Origin of the sequence: Nostoc sp., from assembly GCF_036916975.1 — a bacterium.
Lineage (GTDB): Bacteria > Cyanobacteriota > Cyanobacteriia > Cyanobacteriales > Nostocaceae > Nostoc.
On record NZ_JBALFF010000025.1, the window covers coordinates 1 to 17623 of the forward strand.

General features: G+C 42.6%; 16 protein-coding genes. 6 read left to right on the forward strand and 10 right to left on the reverse strand.

Features of this window, described 5'->3' with window-relative positions; genetic code table 11:
* Positions 1 to 348: hypothetical protein (locus tag V7K73_RS04385; protein WP_334877487.1), on the reverse strand; the 348-nt coding region annotated here is incomplete at its 3' end.
* 153 nt (positions 349 to 501) lie between these two features.
* Between V7K73_RS04385 and V7K73_RS04390 the strand changes: the two genes are divergently transcribed.
* The 5 genes from V7K73_RS04390 (at position 502) to hemJ (ending at position 5495) form a co-directional block, all read left to right on the forward strand.
* Positions 502 to 1716, forward strand: coding sequence for an IS110 family transposase (locus V7K73_RS04390; protein ID WP_334877489.1), 1215 nt, complete (start codon positions 502 to 504; stop codon positions 1714 to 1716).
* Between the two features lie 75 nt (positions 1717 to 1791).
* Positions 1792 to 2247, forward strand: a complete 456-nt coding sequence (gene psbQ, locus V7K73_RS04395; protein ID WP_334877491.1) for a photosystem II protein PsbQ — start codon at positions 1792 to 1794, stop codon at positions 2245 to 2247.
* A gap of 305 nt (positions 2248 to 2552) precedes the next feature.
* A complete protein-coding gene (locus V7K73_RS04400; RefSeq protein WP_334877493.1) occupies positions 2553 to 3671 on the forward strand; it encodes an NAD(P)/FAD-dependent oxidoreductase in 1119 nt (372 codons plus the stop codon).
* A gap of 32 nt (positions 3672 to 3703) precedes the next feature.
* The gene (locus tag V7K73_RS04405; RefSeq protein ID WP_334877495.1) at positions 3704 to 4555 is read left to right on the forward strand and encodes an alpha/beta fold hydrolase; all 852 of its coding nucleotides are present in this window, start codon (positions 3704 to 3706) and stop codon (positions 4553 to 4555) included.
* A gap of 358 nt (positions 4556 to 4913) precedes the next feature.
* The gene (gene hemJ, locus V7K73_RS04410) at positions 4914 to 5495 is read left to right on the forward strand and encodes a protoporphyrinogen oxidase HemJ (RefSeq protein ID WP_334877497.1); all 582 of its coding nucleotides are present in this window, start codon (positions 4914 to 4916) and stop codon (positions 5493 to 5495) included.
* 299 nt (positions 5496 to 5794) lie between these two features.
* On the opposite strand, the gene V7K73_RS04415 is transcribed toward hemJ, so the two are convergent.
* The 4 genes from V7K73_RS04415 to V7K73_RS04430 form a co-directional block, all read right to left on the reverse strand.
* On the reverse strand, positions 5795 to 7531 hold the full coding sequence (locus tag V7K73_RS04415) for an NAD+ synthase (protein WP_334877538.1): 1737 nt from the start codon (positions 7529 to 7531) through the stop codon (positions 5795 to 5797).
* A gap of 86 nt (positions 7532 to 7617) precedes the next feature.
* On the reverse strand, positions 7618 to 8364 hold the full coding sequence (locus V7K73_RS04420; RefSeq protein ID WP_334877499.1) for an NUDIX hydrolase: 747 nt from the start codon (positions 8362 to 8364) through the stop codon (positions 7618 to 7620).
* On the reverse strand, positions 8325 to 8924 hold the full coding sequence (locus V7K73_RS04425; RefSeq protein ID WP_334877501.1) for a nicotinate-nucleotide adenylyltransferase: 600 nt from the start codon (positions 8922 to 8924) through the stop codon (positions 8325 to 8327). Before V7K73_RS04425 ends, V7K73_RS04420 begins: the two co-directional genes overlap by 40 nt.
* Before the next feature lie 57 nt (positions 8925 to 8981).
* On the reverse strand, positions 8982 to 10388 hold the full coding sequence (locus V7K73_RS04430; RefSeq protein WP_334877502.1) for a nicotinate phosphoribosyltransferase: 1407 nt from the start codon (positions 10386 to 10388) through the stop codon (positions 8982 to 8984).
* 439 nt (positions 10389 to 10827) lie between these two features.
* Here V7K73_RS04430 and V7K73_RS04435 point away from each other — a divergent pair, with 439 nt between their 5' ends.
* Entirely contained in the window at positions 10828 to 10980 is a 153-nt protein-coding gene (locus V7K73_RS04435) for a hypothetical protein (protein ID WP_334877504.1), read from the forward strand.
* 132 nt (positions 10981 to 11112) lie between these two features.
* Here V7K73_RS04435 and V7K73_RS04440 read toward each other — a convergent pair whose 3' ends face one another.
* From V7K73_RS04440 to treY, 5 genes are all read right to left on the reverse strand, one after another.
* Positions 11113 to 11733 (reverse strand): Uma2 family endonuclease, encoded by a 621-nt coding sequence (locus V7K73_RS04440; protein ID WP_334877506.1) that lies wholly within the window; start codon positions 11731 to 11733, stop codon positions 11113 to 11115.
* A gap of 40 nt (positions 11734 to 11773) precedes the next feature.
* Positions 11774 to 12025, reverse strand: coding sequence for a BrnA antitoxin family protein (locus tag V7K73_RS04445; RefSeq protein WP_334877508.1), 252 nt, complete (start codon positions 12023 to 12025; stop codon positions 11774 to 11776).
* A complete protein-coding gene (locus V7K73_RS04450; protein WP_334877510.1) occupies positions 12000 to 12284 on the reverse strand; it encodes a BrnT family toxin in 285 nt (94 codons plus the stop codon). The genes V7K73_RS04445 and V7K73_RS04450 overlap by 26 nt, the downstream gene beginning before the upstream one ends.
* A 78-nt stretch (positions 12285 to 12362) precedes the next feature.
* Positions 12363 to 13874 carry a trehalase family glycosidase gene (locus V7K73_RS04455; RefSeq protein WP_334877512.1) on the reverse strand — a complete coding sequence of 504 codons (1512 nt, stop codon included), beginning with the start codon at positions 13872 to 13874 and terminating at the stop codon, positions 12363 to 12365.
* Positions 13875 to 13996: 122 nt separating this feature from the next.
* Positions 13997 to 16795: a malto-oligosyltrehalose synthase gene (gene treY / locus V7K73_RS04460; RefSeq protein WP_334877513.1), complete on the reverse strand. Its 2799-nt coding sequence runs from the start codon at positions 16793 to 16795 to the stop codon at positions 13997 to 13999.
* Between the last annotated feature and the right edge of the window lie 828 nt (positions 16796 to 17623).

The window sequence follows — 17623 nt, forward strand, 5'->3', positions numbered from 1 at the left end:
GGTGGCCGTCGCTGGGAGGAGGGTAAGCGGCGATTGCAGCAGATATTGCAGCAAGGCACGCAGGAGGAATGGGACTAAAATTTCAAAGCGATCGCGTTCATGAGTAACGCGATCGCAATTGATTAATCGATTCCAACAAGTAAAAAATAGCACATAGATTAACCGCCTGATGAATTGCAATTGATATTGCGATCGCGCTACAACAGCGCGGGCTATTGACCCCGTAGCCGAAACGTGAGGTAAACTCACGTCGCGGGCTGGAGTCCAACCCAGACGTACAGCACATACACACAGCAACTTAGGGCTTTTGATAAGAATCAAGCTTTTATGGCTTTCTATCGTTCGCAAGCTCGGCTGCTGTGACTGTGCTGTTCCCGAACCTGTGCCACCAGAAGTTACCGCTTCTGGTTTTGCCTTGAGAGTGAACTAGGCTACTGGCCTTCGGGTGATTCGCAGGCATGGCATCAGGGATATAAAACAGAACCACCCAGGAGAAACTGAATGATTAGAATTTTAGGACTTGATGTTAGCAAGTCCTCGGTTTCGGCTTGCCTGCTTTTGGAGAAGCCCGAAGATCCACGTCAATTTTATTATGAATGTCCGTTTTTTAAATTGAGCGCTGATGTAAAAGGTATTCAAGATTTACTCGCGCTCAATGGGGACATTGCACTACTTGAACCAACTGGCAGTAACTACAGCAAACTTTGGGGTACTCATTTGGCTCGTGCTGGGGTTGAGGTGAGATTAGTAGGCCATAAAGAACTGAGGAATTATCGAGCTAATCACTTAGCACTACCAGACAAAGATGATGATGCTGATGCCCTGGCGTTGGCTTGTTATTACTTCGACTACCAGCAAGACCCGCGTCGATTTGTTCAAATCCGCGATCGCGCTATTGCCAGAATCCGCGAACTAGTTTTGCGGCTGGCACATCTCAACCGGGTGCAATCTCCGATCGTAAATCGTGCGCGGCAGGATTTGGCGTGGCAGTTTCCAGAAATTGCACTAGTAAAATCCCGGCGGGGTGAATCAGGTGAAGTTCCCCTACTATGGGGTTGGCTTGCTCATGAGAGGAAAAGTAGCCGCTATGACCGCCTTTACGAACAATCTGTGGGGCTGGGCATAACTGAAACAGTTCGCCAACATGCGATTAGGATTTGCAATCTCCAAAGGGAAGAATACGTCATCGAGGTAGAGTTGCGAGAATTGCTTGCCGATCCTCGATTTGACCATTACCGCACAGTTTTCAGAAGGTTTGGGTTTGGCGATCGTCTTTCGTCAGTGATTATCTCTCAGATTTACCCCATTGAGGGATTCTTGGGTGCAGACGGTAAACCAGAGGTAAAGATTCGCCAGGGGCGAAATTCTAAAAAGCCTACCAAACGTCACCTTTCACTGAGAAGATTCCAAAAAGCTTTGGGTGCTGCTCCATCCCTTGAAGCTTCTGGCGATAGCCGTAAAGCTAAAGTAGTGGGCGGGTCAGACTTATGTCGTAAGTCTTTATGGCAGTGGGTGTTTACGAGGATCGAGCCGAAGCGATCGCGCCTCAAAAATGATATTGGTAAAATCTTGGGTGAACAGTTAGATAGTGAAAAAGCAGCCGGTCGTCCAGTAAAGCTTGTCAGGAATCGCGTTGCCGCCAAAGGAGCAAGGCTACTGTTTAGAGAACTGGTAAAAATTCACTTATTGAGTGATTCTCCAGATTTAATTATCTAGAGTGAACGATAAATTACGCTGGCGATCTAAAATGACACTGTTAATCGGCATAAAAACAGTAATCAAGTTCAATATATGGCGCGTCAACGCTCGATTTTTTCCTTTTTCCTAGTATTATTGGCCACATTCTTAATTAGTTGTGGCGGTCCTGGTGTTGCGGTAGCACCTCCGACTTATACAGCAACACAACTTGAAAGAATTCAGGCTTATGTTCCTGAAATTCAGGCTGTGCGCGATCGCTCACAAGAGTTGAAAACCCTGATCCAAAGAGGTGATTGGATCAACGTGCGTAACTTTATACATGGTCCGATAACAGAAGCAAGGCTGAACCTGACTTATGTCACTCCCAACCTTCTGCCCAAAGACCAACCCGCAGCACGTCAGATAACGCGAGATTTGTTTAACGACCTGGTTAAACTTGATAAAGCTACTAGTGCTAGCAAAGCTCAACCTGCCTTGACTAGCTCCGAAGCCGCTTTTGGAGATATTGACAAATTCCTCAATCTGCTTCCTAAAAAAGAAGAGGGTTAAAAGTTAGGAGTTAGGAGTTAGGAGTTAGGAGTTAGGAGTTAGGAGTTTGGAGTTTGGAGTTAGGAGTTAGGAGTTTGGAGTTTGGAGTTAGGAGTTAGGAGTTTGGAGTTTGGAGTTAGGAGTTAGGAGTTTGGAGTTTGGAGTTTGGAGTTTGGAGTTTGGAGTTTGGAGTTTGGAGTTTGGAGTTTGGAGTTAGGAGTTTGGAGTTTGGAGTTTGGAGTTTGGAGTTTGGAGTTTGGAGTTTGGAGTTAAAAATTTTTAGCTCCTCACTTCTAACTCTTAAGTTCTCATTTAAAGCACAAGTCATGAATGTAGTTATTATCGGTTGTGGTGTGGTTGGGGCTGCGATCGCCTATGAACTCAGTCTAGATAAAGGACTGAAAATCACGGTTTGCGATCGCCAACCACCAGCCCAAGCTTCCACAGGCGCTGCACTTGGCGTTTTGATGGGCGCAATCAGCCAAAAAATTAAGGGCAAAGCTTGGCAGATGCGACAAACTAGCATCCAACGCTATGAAACCTTGATTCCTGAACTAGAAGCTTTAACAGGTCGCAAAATCCCTTTTAACCGCCAGGGAATTCTTAGTCTTGGTTTGGAAGAGGAGAATTTAGCCGCATGGGAAAAACTTATAGAAGTTCGCCACTCGCAAGGCTGGCATTTAGAAATATGGGATACAGCTAAACTCAAAAATATCTGTCCTCAAGTTGATTGCGAAAAAATTACTGGCGCTGTCTATTCTCCCCAAGATCGTCAAATTGATCCAACTGCTCTGACATTAGCTTTAGTTGAGGCTGCCCAGCAAAACGGTGTAACTTTCAAATTTAGTGTGGCTGTTTTGGATGCCCAAACCTCGCCATTTGATTCTTCTCCCCAATTTTGCAATCAACTTGAAACTACAGAAGGAAAAATAGCCGCAGATTGGTTTGTAATCGCAGCAGGGCTAGGTTCAACACCACTGACGGCGAAATTAAACCAGATAATTGATATCCGCCCCGTACTTGGGCAAGCATTGCAAATGCGCGTAGGGCATTCATTAGGCAATCCCGACTTCCAGCCAGCGATAACGGGTAACGATGTACATATTGTTCCTGTAGGCGGTGGAGATTATTGGGTAGGCGCAACAGTGGAATTTCCCAGCAATAGCGATGAGATACCGCCAAATCAAGAACTGCTGGAATCTGTTAGAAAACAAGCGATCGCATTTTGCCCAGAATTAGCCACAGCAACGATTCTCCGCACTTGGTCGGGTTTACGTCCCCGTCCTGAAGGTCGTCCAGCCCCAGTTATTGGTAAGTTACCAGGGTTTAGTAATGTTCTCCTAGCTACCGGACACTATCGCAACGGTGTTTTACTAGCGCCCGCTACAGCTTATGCGATTCGTGAGATGATTATTCCTCAAGGAGTGGGGAAGGATAACCAATGACAAATGACAAATGCCCAATATAGGAAAATAGCGTGTCAATAACAGAACATAAAATTAATGTAGATTCACTGGAATGGTTTTATCGGGAATCTTTACCAATCGGCAGAAGTGACTTAGCGCCTGTATTGTTGCTACATGGCTTAGTTTCACAAAGTTACAGTTGGCGTAATATTATACCTGCGTTGGCGAGTCAGGGGACAAGAGCGATCGCACCAGATTGGATTGGTTACGGCAATTCTTTAAAACCAGAAAAACGAGATTTTGCTTACACTCCCGATGCTTTTATCACAGCTTTAGAAGGATTTGTTAAAGCGCTAGAACTTGAATATTTTTCTTTAGTTGTCCAAGGTTTTTTAGGTTCTGTAGGACTACAATATGCTTTGCGTCATCCAGAACAAATTGCCAATTTAGCTATTTTAAATACACCAATTTCAACTGCTGCTAGATTACCCTGGAAAATTAAACAAATGGGTTTACCTTTAATCGGTGAAGTCATGACCCAAGACCCGCTTTTGGTTGACCGGACGCTAGAAGGTGGAAGCCGTTATCGCATCGGAGATAAGGAATTAGATGTTTATCGAAAACCATTTTTAAAAAGTTCTTCATCTGGGCGGAGTCTCTTATCAAGTATTCGCAATTTACAGCTTGATTCAGCAATGAAAGAAATCGAATCTGGCTTTAAAGAATGGCAACAGCCAATTCTGATTCAATGGGGTATAATTGACCCTTGGCTACCCGTAGACATTGCCGAAAATTTTGCTAATTCCGTACCCAATACCGAATTAATAAAACTTAATAACGTCGGACATTATCCTCAAGAACACTATCATGAAGCGATTTTAGAAGACCTTTTACCCTTTGTGCGTCGTAAAGATGCTCATTGATAATATACTTTTGGCAAAAATCGATATTATAAAAATGAAACCACTGATAAACACCGATATTTTATCTGTGGTAAATAAATTAATTCGGGATTTTTGCCATTATAATGTTATTCCTGCCTGGATTTGTGAACTTTTTATTAGCATTAAAATGGATCGCAGCCACAAGTAAAGGGAGCATCCCCTCAGGTGCAAAAACTTTGTGTTTGCCCTCATCCCCTAACCCCGAATTCCATCATTTGGGAGAGGGGTAACTAGAATTATGTCTCCCCTCTCCCACCTGAAGGGAGAGGGGCTGGGGGTGAGGGAAAAGATTTAAGCACTCATTGGGATGCTTCCCAAGTAAAGGAGATTAGAATTCATGGCTTATTCATGGTTTAAAGCCTTTCATATTGTCGGATTTGTAGTTTGGTTCGCTGGTTTGTTCTATTTCGTTCGTCTTTTTATCTATCATGTTGAAGCGAACCTTGAACCTGAACCAGCACGGACGATACTGAAAAATCAGTATCAAATTATGGAAAAGCGTCTCTACTATATCATCACTAACCCAGGAATGTTTGTGACGATCGCAATGGCGATTGGTTTATTAACCACTGAACCGGACGTTTTAAAAGAGGGTTGGTTGCATATAAAACTGCTGTTTGTTGCCATTTTAATTGGCTATCATCATTACTGCGCTCGGTTGATGAAAAAATTAGCAGTAGATGAATGTGGCTGGAATGGTCAGCAATTACGTGCTTTAAACGAAGCACCCACAGTTATGTTAGTAGCGATCGTTTTGCTGGCTGTGTTTAAGAATAATCTACCTACAGATATCGCTGCCTGGGCTATTTTCGCCATGATTATTTTGATGGCAGTCACTATTCAACTTTACGCCAAAAAACGCAGGCAAGATAAAGAAAAATTGACGGCACAAATAGGACAACCACAAGAACAAAGTTAGACAAACTTGCTGTCTTATACCATTTTTTTGTGAGGCTGCGCTAAACCCTTTTAACTTCTTTCTTTCTTTCTTTCTTTCTTTCTTTCTTTCTTTCTTTCTTTCTTTCTTTGCGGTTCGTTTTTGTTTTTTCTTTAGGACTTACGCATCAGGTACCAAATGTAAGGGCAATTCATGAATTGCCCCTACGGAAAATCAAGGATTTTACTGGCTTGCTCAACTTAGATAAGGTTTAATAGCAAAAATCATCTTTTTATGAATAAATGAAAAAATTTCTAGTCTACTTCAGTAGACTTTAGCTATTAGCCTTGAACTTTAGTTCCAGGCGGGTGAGTCAAGCCGAAACTTTTACTATTAGTCTGGTAAGCGTTTTTGACACCAACCCAGTTACTAGCAATTGGCATTCGCCAACCAGTTCCAAAGGCGCGATCGGTGATTTTTAAACCGGGGGGTGCTTGTCGCCGTTTAAATTCAGCCCGCGCTACCATTTGGATTACTCTGTCTACAATTACCGGATCGTGACCGGCTGCAACAATTTGCGCTGCTGATTGGTGATTGTGAATCAGGCGTTGCAAAATATCGTCCAAAATTTCGTAGGGCGGTAAAGAATCTTGATCAACTTGACCTGGTTTGAGTTCGGCGCTGGGTGGTTTAGTCAAGACATTTTGCGGGATGATTTCATGATTGCGATTTAACCATTGGCAAAGTGAATAAATGCGGGTTTTAGGAACATCTGCAATTACAGCCAATCCGCCATTCATATCGCCGTAGAGGGTACAGTAACCGACAGCCATTTCTGATTTGTTACCGGTAGATAAAAGCAGATAGCCAAATTTGTTAGCGATCGCCATTAATAAATTACCGCGAATCCGAGATTGGATATTCTCTTCTGCCAATCCAAACTCTGTACCTGCAAACAAATCACCTAATGTTTGATCGAAGCCTTGCATTAACTCGCCAATTGGTAAAAGATGAGTCTTAATCCCCAAATTTTCGGCTAATGCCACAGCATCACTGATAGAATGCTCGGAACTGTAAGGGGAAGGCATGAGAACACCAAGGACATTTTCTTTACCAAGTGCAGCAGTTGCGATCGCAGCTACTATTGCAGAGTCAATCCCGCCACTTAAACCCAAAACTACTTTACAAAAGCGACACTTACGAGCATAATCTCGCACTCCCAAAACCAAAGCTTGCCAAATTTCTTCATCTTCCGATTCATAGACAGGTGCTATAGAACCTAACTGAAAATCCCGTTGCACTTCGTCAAATTCAACTACTACTAAATCGGTATCAAAGCCACAGGTACGACAGATAACTTCACCTTGACGATTCAAGGCAAAACTCCGTCCATCAAAAATTAGGTCATCATTTCCGCCAACCTGATTAGCATAAATCATCGGTTGTTGAAAACGTACTGCACTATGCCTGAGCATTGTTTCACGAAACAGCTGCTTACCGGCAGTGTAGGGGGAAGCAGACAAATTTACAATTAAATCTACACCCAAAATTGCTAAGTCAGCAAGCGGATTTACTGTATAACTACGTTTGCCCCAAAAGTCTTCATCGTTCCATAAATCTTCGCAAATAGTTACGCCAATATGGATATCATCTAAAGTGAAATAATTAGCTTGTAAACCTGGTTCAAAATAGCGACGTTCGTCAAATACATCGTAAGTAGGCAAAAGTCGTTTGTGAAAAACTTGCTTGACCTTGCCATTTTCTAACAAAGCCATACTGTTAAATAAACTTTTCCCGCCAGTAATAGACGCTTCCAGGTTCTGTTCAACAGTTCCTACCAATACGGCTAAATTTGGCGGTAAATTCTGGGCTAACTTTTGTAAAGTCATACCCATCGCTTCCACAAAACTAGGATTTAGTAATAAATCTCTGGGTGGATAGCCACACAAAGAAAGTTCTGGTGTTAGCAACAAACGCGCACCGCTAGATGCTGCTTGTTGTCCCGCCTCTAGGATTTTTTGGGCATTTAAAAGCAAATCACCAATTGTCGGATTAATTTGAGCGATCGCAATTTTCATATTATTTGTCATTTGTCATTTGTCATTTGTCATTTGTCATTGGTAAATGCTCAAATAACTTACTCTGGACTCTGCGTAACAATTTGTTAAATAAATACCAAAGGCTTATCTTTTAAGGGAGCAAAAGCTTCAGCGTCAAACTTATACAAACTAGCTGGACGACCAGCACCTCGTGATACCTTAATTCCGGTATCGCATAAAAAACCTAACTTGAGTAGACGCGCTCTAAAATTAGAATAATCGGAAAAATTGTCACCTAAAACTGTGGCGTATAACTGATATAAATCATTCAAGGTGAACATTTCTGGCAAGACTTCAAAAGCCACCGGGCTATACTCTAATTTATTACGCAACCGCCTATGTCCATAAGCCAAAATTTCCTTATGGTCAAAAGCTAATTGCGGCACTTCTTTAACTGGATACCAAGCTATGCCAGTCATGCGATCGGCAATTAATTCGGCTTCTTCAAATCGCACTAGAGCAAAGTAACTAACAGATAGATAACGCACACCATAACTATCAATTGCTTCCCGTGGATCGCGATTCGGCCCGCCAAATGTATACAGTTGTTCTAAATAGAGATTGTTGACCTTAATTTTCTCTGCCATAATGCGATAGGCAGCATCTTCTAAAGACTCTCCAGGACGTACCAAAGTACCGGGAAGACTCCAATGATTTAAAAATGGTTCTTGCTGTCGCATTACTAGTAGAACTAACAGCCGATTTTGTACAGTATCTACAGAAAAAATTACATTATCAACACCAACCTTGAAATCGGCCAAAGGTTGTTGGTTTAACGGAGTTGGTATCTTTTTTTGTGAACGTCCTGGCATTCGTACAAATGCTCTCGATTAATATAGGCAACTACAGGGGCTGTGAGGGCTTGAGAATCTCCATGTTCGCGGTATGCTGTTGAGGAAACATCTAGACCGGTCAGACTAGCGATCGCAATCTTGCCTCCCAGCTTCTGCACTACCTCTGAACTAGATTCATCTATTGCATATCCCGGTCGCGGTACAATCAGTAGTTGCACTTCCTGTAACAAATCTTCAATGCGATACCAACGTGGTAGCTGACTCAATAAATCTGAACCAATAATCAACGTCAATTCCGCATCTTCACCCCAAGTAAGCTTTGCTTTTTCTACTGTCTCCAGTGTTCTGAAGCTACTCAATTCTTGTTCCAAAGCAATATTGTGCCGTGGCGCGTCTATATTCGCAATCAACAGTTGCAGCATTGCCGCCCGATGTTCTAAGGGGGTTTGATGAGACTTAAATGGATTATCTGCCGCCCAAACCGCTACCCAATCATAACGCTCAGACAACCAACTTAGAATTTCTTGATGTCCAGCAGTTGGTGGATCGGCACTAGTTCCAAACAAAGCAACTCTCATAATAATTCGTAATTCGTAATTCGTAATTCGTAATTAAGACATACTGAAAGAGTAATTTTACCTCTGTATTTTCTGTGCCTCTGCGGTTCGTTTCTTAGTCTCCTCCGTCAACATCAGTAACCCCTGAGAAATTTGCACTTCTACAGGCACAGGATGATCCAAAAGGCGTGTCTGTTGTGGCAAACTGGCAACTGAGGCGGCGGTACGCTGACGAATTGTTGCTAACGACTCCAGCGGCTGTATCCGTTCACCTTGTTGCATTACCAACTGCAACAAAGGTTCTTCATCCACAGAACTTTCATCTAAAAGTCCCAACCTGTCTGCTTTTACCTTCCCTCCGGTAAACGAGCGAAAAATCTGCTTGCGTCCTGGATAAGTAACTTTACCACTAGACTGCTTCATTACTGGGATACCATCAATGTCTACAAGTTTATAAACTCCATTTACAGGCGAACCTGTAACTAGTCGCGTTCCCAGTCCGTAACCATCAATTTCGGCCCCAGCAGCTTTTAATTTGGCAATTTCCCACTCATCCAAGTCGCCACTAACAAAAATTGGCACACCGGGAAGGAGCGATCGCACCTGTTTTGATAAGGTAACTAAATCTCCTGAGTCTAATCTCACTCCTGTTAATTGCATTTCCCCAGAATTTACTTTTTCCGCCAAGCGCCCGGCAGCAGCAATGGTATCGTAAGTATCAATGAGCAACGGCGCACCTGGGAAATATCGATGAAATGCACTAAAAGCTTGTTCTTCAGTGCCTTCTATTGCTGACAAGGCCATCACCAGGGCGTGTGCCATCGTACCACTTGGCTTTTGTCCTAGTTGTAGCGCTGCTAACACATTAGAGGTGGAATCTAAACCACCTGCTAACGCCGCCCGCGCCGCCCACAAAGACCCTTGGGGACTAAATGCTCGTCTTGTGCCAAATTCTAAAAGTGTTGCTGATTCACCCGCTATATCCCTTAACCGGGCTGCTTTTGTGGCAATCAAAGTTTGGTAATTAATCGTATTCAGCAGGTAAGTTTCTACTAGTTGCGCTTGCCAAAGTGGTGCTTCCACCCGCAAGAGTGGCTGATTGGCAAACACAGCCGTCCCTTCTGGTACTGCCCAAACATCACCCGTAAACTTTCCCTCAGCTAAAAGTGACCAAAAGCGATCGCTTGCTTGAGCAAAAATTCCCGTCGCCTGTAATGCCGCAATTTGCGCCGAACTAAAGCGGAATTTGGCTAAATATTCCAATGCCTGCGTTAGCCCCATTGCAATTAAATAACCAAAACCCTCTGGCAATCGCCTAACAGTCAACTCAAAGCTTGCCCGTCGTTGTTCTATACCAACGCCTGTGTAACAAGCTGCCATTGTTAACTGGTAAAGGTCGGTCAGTAAGCTGTAGTCATCCGCAGATAGGTTTAGTTCCTGGTTCTGCTGGCTTTGCTGTTTATATACATAGTCCAAAGTTGTCATGCAAGAGCTTCCTTACAAGATGCTTCTTTTATTTATGGTAATATTTACCATAAATAATGTCAACTATCGGCAAGTATATTTTCTGAGATTGCCGTATAACAGTAGATTCATCGGTAAATTAATACTAACTTCATAGAATACTTAATATTTTTTAATAGTAATAGCTAGCAATAATGTTAATCAAAAAATAAAGCGGCTGGTGAAGGGAAACAATATCCTTTGTTTTGCTTCGTCCCAACTGCGGTTGGAGAAACAACTATGTTACAATTAGAATCAAAGGGAAAAGTTTGAGTTTTTGACAAGCTCAAGTATTGCGAAGTTATCTGAATAAACATTGCATATAATCTCAATATATTGAGAATTAGAGCCAGTCAAGAATATCAGAATTAGAGTAGAGGTAGCACAATTAAAGCGACTCGAAAATCAGGAGTCAAATATTATGGCTATTTCCCGAATCATTGCGAACATAACCCAGTATATTTCTGAAGCTGCAATGCGGATTTTTGGGCCGAGTGATGACGCTTATCCTGCTACAGGCGTACAACCATTTACAGGTGAGCCTTATGATAAGAATAAAGATGATAATGATTAGTTGCTGAATATAGGAATTCACCTGGAATAATCATAAGGATACTGAAACCGAAATCTTTGTCCAACAAGTTTTACCCCACCCTAACCCTCCCCTTTATAAGGGGAGGGAATTGGATTTTTTGTTTCCCAGTTTTCACTCAATGACAGATTGCCCAGCCGTAAAAACTTGTTGTGCCGTTAGTTGCAAGTTGGGAAAGATTGAGGAAATAAGTTGATCGTTGTTTTGAAACAACTGTTTTTGATACTCATCTTCTATTAAACTACAAATTGTCACCGTTGGCTGTTTGGGTTTGCCAATATATTCTCTGCCACCAATACCCAGATAATCAACAATCCAATATTCAGGAACTCCTAACAAGGCGTAATCTTCAGCTTTGCGGGCGTAATCGTTTTGCCAGTTTGTGCTAACAACTTCAGCAATCAATTTGATTGAGTTTCCTAATGTAATTATGGGTTGTTTTTGCCATAATGGTTCATTAATTAATTGAGTTTGATCTAACACAATCACATCGGGACGAAAAGCTGTTTCTATTCCTAATAGTTTGATGAGACAGCGATGAGGAATAAAATAGCTTAGATCCTGACGATCAATTTCTACATTCAGTTTTTGCCCAATCAATGCTGATACTTGCTCGTGTGGCCCGGTTGGTTCCATCTCAATTAATTCACCATCAATTAATTCATAGCGATCGCACTCACTGTAGTTGTTAATAAATTCATCAACGGTTATAATTTTTGAGGCTGATTGAACCATTGTGATTATTCCTCAAAGTACGAGCCAGTAAGGTAAGGCGTTATAGCGATGAATTATGCTCAATATAAGAGCGGAGAGCGGAGTTAATTAGAGATTCGTAGCCTTTTCCTTTGCTTTTAAACCAATCGAGAATATCTTGATCTAGTTGAATTAATGTGGCTTCTTGGCTAACAGGTTTTACCATTTTGGCCGTTTCCCAGAATTGCTGATCTAATTCAGGAATATCTGAAGTATCAATCGCTGTATCAGGGATATTTTGGAGTTCTTTAAGTCGATTGGGCGAGATACTCATAGTAGGTTCTCCTTTCTTTAGGGGTAGCTTTTCGGGCAGAGATTAATCGAATTTTGCCGTTTCTGTCTGTATGGGCAACAGTAATAATTACAACACCTTGGATTGAGCCAATACTAATTTCTCGAATTTCTTCATAGTCATACCGTTCATCAATTGAGGTGAAAACAACACCGTCAAATATTTCTGTAGCTTCTTCAAAACTAATGCCATGTTTCTGGATATTTTGTTGGTTTTTATTTTTGTCCCATTCAAATTTCATTCAAGTATACATAATCAATATAGAGTCAAGTGTAATAAATAAGGTAAAGGCGTGAGGAATAAACTCACGCCAATTTATTTAAACTTTTTTCCCACCGCCTCCTAAGAGTTCCAGGATGACTCCATTTGTCCAGCCAAAACCAACTTCGTTAGAACTATATCCAAAGGAAATATCGTCGGAAACGTTCGCAGAACAGCGTTCAACATCATATTTTTCAACTAAGGTATTGTGACGCTCGAATTCTTTAATTACCATAACTAAAAATTTGTTGGCAATGCGATCGCCTTCGGTATGAAACCCATAACGGTGAAGTCCCAAGACAGCAATCAACGTCAATGGTGCCCAACCAAAGGGAGCATCCCACTGGTTACCGGTGATATGAGTACTGGTAAAAATTCCGCCTGGGGCTTCAAACAAAGAGAGATTTTCTACAACGCGCTGGGCTTGGGCTTGAGAAGAAATTCCTAGCCATAGGGGATAAAATGTGGTAGAAAATTCGTAGCGGCGGTTTCCACTCTGGAAGTGATAGTCGAAATAAAGTCCTCGTTCTTCATCCCAAAGAAATTGATCGATGCGATCGCGGCGGATATCTGCACGATCGCGCCATTGTTTTTCTAGTTGTTCGTTCCCCAAAATATTGTTAATTTGCGCCAAGTCTTGTTCTACCTGATACAGCAAACTGTTAAGGCACACAGGAGCGTAGTGGAGGATATCAGCACTGAAGGGGCCAAATCGGTTGGTGATATCAAAACCGGACTCGCGCATGGTGCGATCGCCCTTATAAAATAGGTTGGTTAATTGGTCATTTTCCCGATTGTAGTAAAGATTGACATCATAATCTTCAACCTCATAGCTTTGGTAATATTCCTTGACGCGATCGTAGTGGCTTTTTCCCTCGTCATCGCGCTCTGAGAACACAACTTCTGGCGCGGGGCCTTCCCCAAAAGCATAAAATCTGGATAAGCCGGTTCCGGAATTCAAATGGGGCGGTACTACCCAGTAATAGTAAAATTGTTCTAAAAGTGGTATGGTTGTCCTCAACCACTCTTCATCCTGGGTGTGTTGGAATAGTGCCAAAACCATCATGCTGAGGACTGGCGGCTGCGATCGCGACAGCATATAAGTCCGGTTAGCATTGAGGATAGTGCCGTAATGCTTCACCTGGTATAATAATTGATCTACCTGACTTTGTGCTAGCTCCCATTCTTCATCGTGCAGAAGTCCCAGTAATATAAAGTAGCTGTCCCAGCCATACATTTCATTAAAGCGGCCGCCTGGTACGACATAAGGCCCTGGTAGGTACAGTAAGCCATGCTCTTTAATTGCTTCGACTTCTGAGGGTAAAGTGCGAATTTGAATTCTTTGCATATCCTTTGGGGATAGCGATCGCTCTAATACTGTCTGAATGTTGGGACAATCTTCTAAGGGGGAAATGTAGACGATCCAGGGAGTGTCGGTTTTGTGGTCGAGTTTGGTATCTTTGGCAGATTGTAATAAATGTTCGTGCGATCGCGTTAAGGTTTTCCAGGTTTTTTTGATATGGGCCCGCACGGTGTCAATCTGCGTGGTGGTGAGTGCTGGTATGGTCATAATTTAATTTGACGGGGTGTGAGGAGAATGGAAGAATTTTTTAACGCAGAGGAACGCAAAGGGAATCGCAGAGGTACGCAGAGGTTTTAGGGGTTTTCTCTGCGTAAGAGGGATTTATATTTTTACTCGGCACTACTTACTAACAAAGCGACTGGGAAATCGGCGAGGGCTGATCCGATAGATAGGGTTTGTGTGGTTTGTAAGGGTTGTTGAGTAATGACGTTTTTCCAGGTGGAGGGAGTTCCAGGGGGTAATTGTAGGTGCGTATCTTGCCATACTGACTCTCCCAAGGGGTTGTCTCCTGGCTGGATCAGGTTTGTTAAGAAGCGAGGGGCGATCGCAATCGCTGTTTGATTCCCTTCCCGTCGCGCAAAGGCGATTATGTGATTGGCGTGGGTTCCCTGAACTTCTAAGGGCAGATAGTCGCCATCCTGGAATAATAAGACATAGTTTGTTCTGGCTTGGAGTAATTGAGCGGTTAAAAACAGTTTGATTCTACCGTCGGTTTTATCACTCAGCAATTCTTGAATCAAACCTAGAATGTCGGTTTTTACTTGTTCGCGGATAGCGCTTAAGTAAGTGCGTCGCTGTTCAAAATCTACCGGGCGGCGGTTATCTGGATCGACTAAGCTTAGTTCCCAAAGTTCTGTTCCTTGGTATAAATCAGGTACGCCGGGGGCGGTAATCTTCAGCAGAGTTTGGGAAAGGGAATTGAAGATACCATACTCTGCAATTCGCCCTTGAAAGGGACGAAAGGCTTCTAGAAATTCCCCGGAGAGGGAAGGATCGAGTACCTTTTCAATAAAGGAGGTACAAGCTTCTTCATACTCGCTATCAGGACGCAACCATGCAGTATGCACTTTCGCTTCTCGAATTGCCTTAATTATATAGTCTTTCACCCGTTCCACGAAGGATGCATGTTCGTGTTCTGCAAAAGGAAACGCCCCTACCAAGGTTTGATAGAGAAAATACTCGTCGTTGCGATCGGGCATAGCGAACCCCTGGCGATGGCTACGATGTCCTCGATTCATGGCACTCCAGGTATTTACCTGCTGATCCCATTCTTCGGGAATTTCTGAAAGCACATTCAATCTAGCCCGCACATCTTCGCCGCGTTTCGTGTCGTGGGTAGCTGTGGTGTTCATTGTGTGAGGCCAGGTTTCTTGGTGCTGTTTGTTAAAGGCATGAAATTTGCTTAAGTCGATGCCAAAATGTCCAGGATTTCCCCCGACTTCATTCAGCGACAGCAACCGATTGTAAACATATAATGTGGTGTCTTCTACGCCTTTGGCCATTAACGGCCCACTGTATTGCTGCATTCGCAAGACAAAATATATCCACTGTTCGCGTTCTGTTTGAGTCAGAGAATTATCAAACTCTAGCAGCATTAACTTCTCAATAAAGGTCAGTTCGTTCTGCAACAGGGGCGCTTGTTTTTTGGCTTGATCGATTACTTTCTGAATGGTAGCGCGATCGCTCTCTCCAATTCCATCGGCTGTAATGTAGGTACGGTAAATCGGGAACAGTGTCAAAACTTCCGCGATCGCTCTTTTTAATCCATTCAGTGTAAAATCATTGCCATAGCGATATTTGCTGGATACATTCTTTAACAAAAGTGCCAGATTGTCAATATCACCTGCTAAATTCTTTTCCAAAATTAGGTGCTTTTTATCCTTCACTACCGAGGCATAATCTACTCTAGAACTGATAAAGTTTTGGTAAATTTTATCGAAGGATGATTCATTTTCAACTTGACAAAATACACCATTTACATAGTTGAGAAAGTCATATCCAGACGTTCCTTCAATTGCCCAGTTTTCCGGCAAGTCTTCGGTGAGTTCTAAAATCTTCTCGACGGTGATATAAACATCTCCCGTCTTTTCTCGCAGCCTTTCCAGATACTGGATTGGGTTATAAAGCCCATCAATATGGTCAATCCGTAAACCAGTAAATTTGCCTTCTTCAACCAGCTTTTGAATGAAGCTATGGGTATTATTAAAAACCCGCAGTTCTTCAACTTTAACAGAAATTAGTTCGTTCACAGTAAAGAAACGACGGTAATTCATTTCCTCCGCGCCAACTTTCCAGAAGGCGAGGCGGTAAAACTGGTCATTTAGTAATTCATCTAGGAGGTTAAAGCTTTCTGAATTACCGGGTTCTCCGTTGAATGTTTGAAGATTTTCGTCAATGAACTCGCGGATGGAATCGTTTGTATTATACAGTTCCCAAACCAATCCTTTAATAAATGCGATTTGGTCTTGTCGCTGTTTTCCTGCAACTTCTGAGGGGACATTTTTGAGAATGTAGAGAATCCCCAATAGTTTAATAAAATCGGGATGATTGCGTCCCAGTGTCCGGGTGAGCTTACCCAGATTATGGGTGATAAATTTTGTGTAAGATTCTAACCGGAGTGGTAGTTTCAAGCTGTAATAGTTGACGGTTAAACCGTTTTGTTCGTATTGCAGTTGAATGTGTCCATTTTCCAGCGATGTACCATAGAAATCTCCCAGTAACGGCGCGAGAATTCGTTCTTGGCGATCGCCAAACGGAGCATTCCAAGAAAGATCGAAGTAGTCGGTATAGCTGGAATCTGGGCCGTGTTCCAATACGTCCATCAAATAATCGTTTTCGCTGCTATAAGCCATGTGGTTTGGCACAATATCTTGTAACCAGCCCATACCAAGCGATTGAACTTCAGCAACTAATTCATCAAAAGATTCATTAGTTCCCAGTTCTGGGTTAAGTTGAGTGGCATCTACTATATCGTAGCCGTGGGTACTCCCGGATCTTGCTTTGAAAATCGGGGAAGCATATAAATCAGAAATACCTAAATCTGCTAGATAAGCTGCGATCGCTTTGGCGTTGTCAAAGCCAAACTGAGGTGTAAACTGAATTCGGTAAGTTGCGGTGGGAATTCGCATAGTTTTTTTAGTTGGGTGTGGAAAGGAAGGGAGATGAGGGAGGTTGAGTTTGAACGTTGAGCCTTTTAGAGGATGTTTGAAAAGTCTTCTTCACGGTAGCAAAACATTTTAGATCCTCCTAAATTTCTGGATAAATTGGGGGACTTTGATTCTTCCCCGTTTTTAAGGCTACGGTGGTGTACACAAGTCTGAAATAGCTGATTAACCAAGGTTTTACCGCACCCTAACCCTCTCCGATATAAAGGTGAGGGAATTAGATTTATTGTTTCCCCCCGATCGGGGAGATTAAGGGGGGTAATTTGACTTGTGTGCTTTTTAACGGGGGTTAGGGGGGATCAAAAAGTACCTAAAATCACAGTCAACTACTTTTAAACAACCTCTTGGGAGCATCCTAATGAGTGCTTAAGTCTTTTCCCTCACCCCCAGCCCCTCTCCCAAATTTGGGAGAGGGGAGACATGATTCTAGTTTTCCGAATCCCAAATATGGGAGAGGAGAGACATAATTCTAGTTCCCCTTCTCCCATCTTTGGGAGAAGGGGTTAGGGGATGAGGGCTATCAAGGTTTTTGCACCTGACGAGATGCTCCCCAATCTCTTAGCTCAAACATTAAGCCTTTTAACTCGAACGTTAAGCCTTTTAACTCAAACATTAAGCCTTTTAACTCAAACATTAAGCCTTTTAACTCAAACATTAAGCCTTTTAGCTCAAACGTTAAGCCTTTGAACCCGAACATTGAGGTTATAAGGCTGAAACTTTTAGTTCTAAGGGACTTCCAAGTAATAAAATACCCCACAAGATTGGATAATTTATTTGTTACAGTTCCCTAAC

Coding starts and splice junctions, on each gene's coding strand:
- V7K73_RS04390 (WP_334877489.1), top strand. CDS start 502: ATGATTAGAATTTTAGGACTTGATGTTAGCAAGTCCTCGGTTTCGGCT.
- psbQ (WP_334877491.1), top strand. CDS start 1,792: ATGGCGCGTCAACGCTCGATTTTTTCCTTTTTCCTAGTATTATTGGCC.
- V7K73_RS04400 (WP_334877493.1), top strand. CDS start 2,553: ATGAATGTAGTTATTATCGGTTGTGGTGTGGTTGGGGCTGCGATCGCC.
- hemJ (WP_334877497.1), top strand. CDS start 4,914: ATGGCTTATTCATGGTTTAAAGCCTTTCATATTGTCGGATTTGTAGTT.
- V7K73_RS04415 (WP_334877538.1), bottom strand. CDS start 7,531: ATGAAAATTGCGATCGCTCAAATTAATCCGACAATTGGTGATTTGCTT.
- V7K73_RS04420 (WP_334877499.1), bottom strand. CDS start 8,364: ATGCCAGGACGTTCACAAAAAAAGATACCAACTCCGTTAAACCAACAA.
- V7K73_RS04425 (WP_334877501.1), bottom strand. CDS start 8,924: ATGAGAGTTGCTTTGTTTGGAACTAGTGCCGATCCACCAACTGCTGGA.
- V7K73_RS04430 (WP_334877502.1), bottom strand. CDS start 10,388: ATGACAACTTTGGACTATGTATATAAACAGCAAAGCCAGCAGAACCAG.
- V7K73_RS04435 (WP_334877504.1), top strand. CDS start 10,828: ATGGCTATTTCCCGAATCATTGCGAACATAACCCAGTATATTTCTGAA.
- V7K73_RS04440 (WP_334877506.1), bottom strand. CDS start 11,733: ATGGTTCAATCAGCCTCAAAAATTATAACCGTTGATGAATTTATTAAC.
- V7K73_RS04445 (WP_334877508.1), bottom strand. CDS start 12,025: ATGAGTATCTCGCCCAATCGACTTAAAGAACTCCAAAATATCCCTGAT.
- V7K73_RS04450 (WP_334877510.1), bottom strand. CDS start 12,284: ATGAAATTTGAATGGGACAAAAATAAAAACCAACAAAATATCCAGAAA.
- V7K73_RS04455 (WP_334877512.1), bottom strand. CDS start 13,874: ATGACCATACCAGCACTCACCACCACGCAGATTGACACCGTGCGGGCC.
- treY (WP_334877513.1), bottom strand. CDS start 16,795: ATGCGAATTCCCACCGCAACTTACCGAATTCAGTTTACACCTCAGTTT.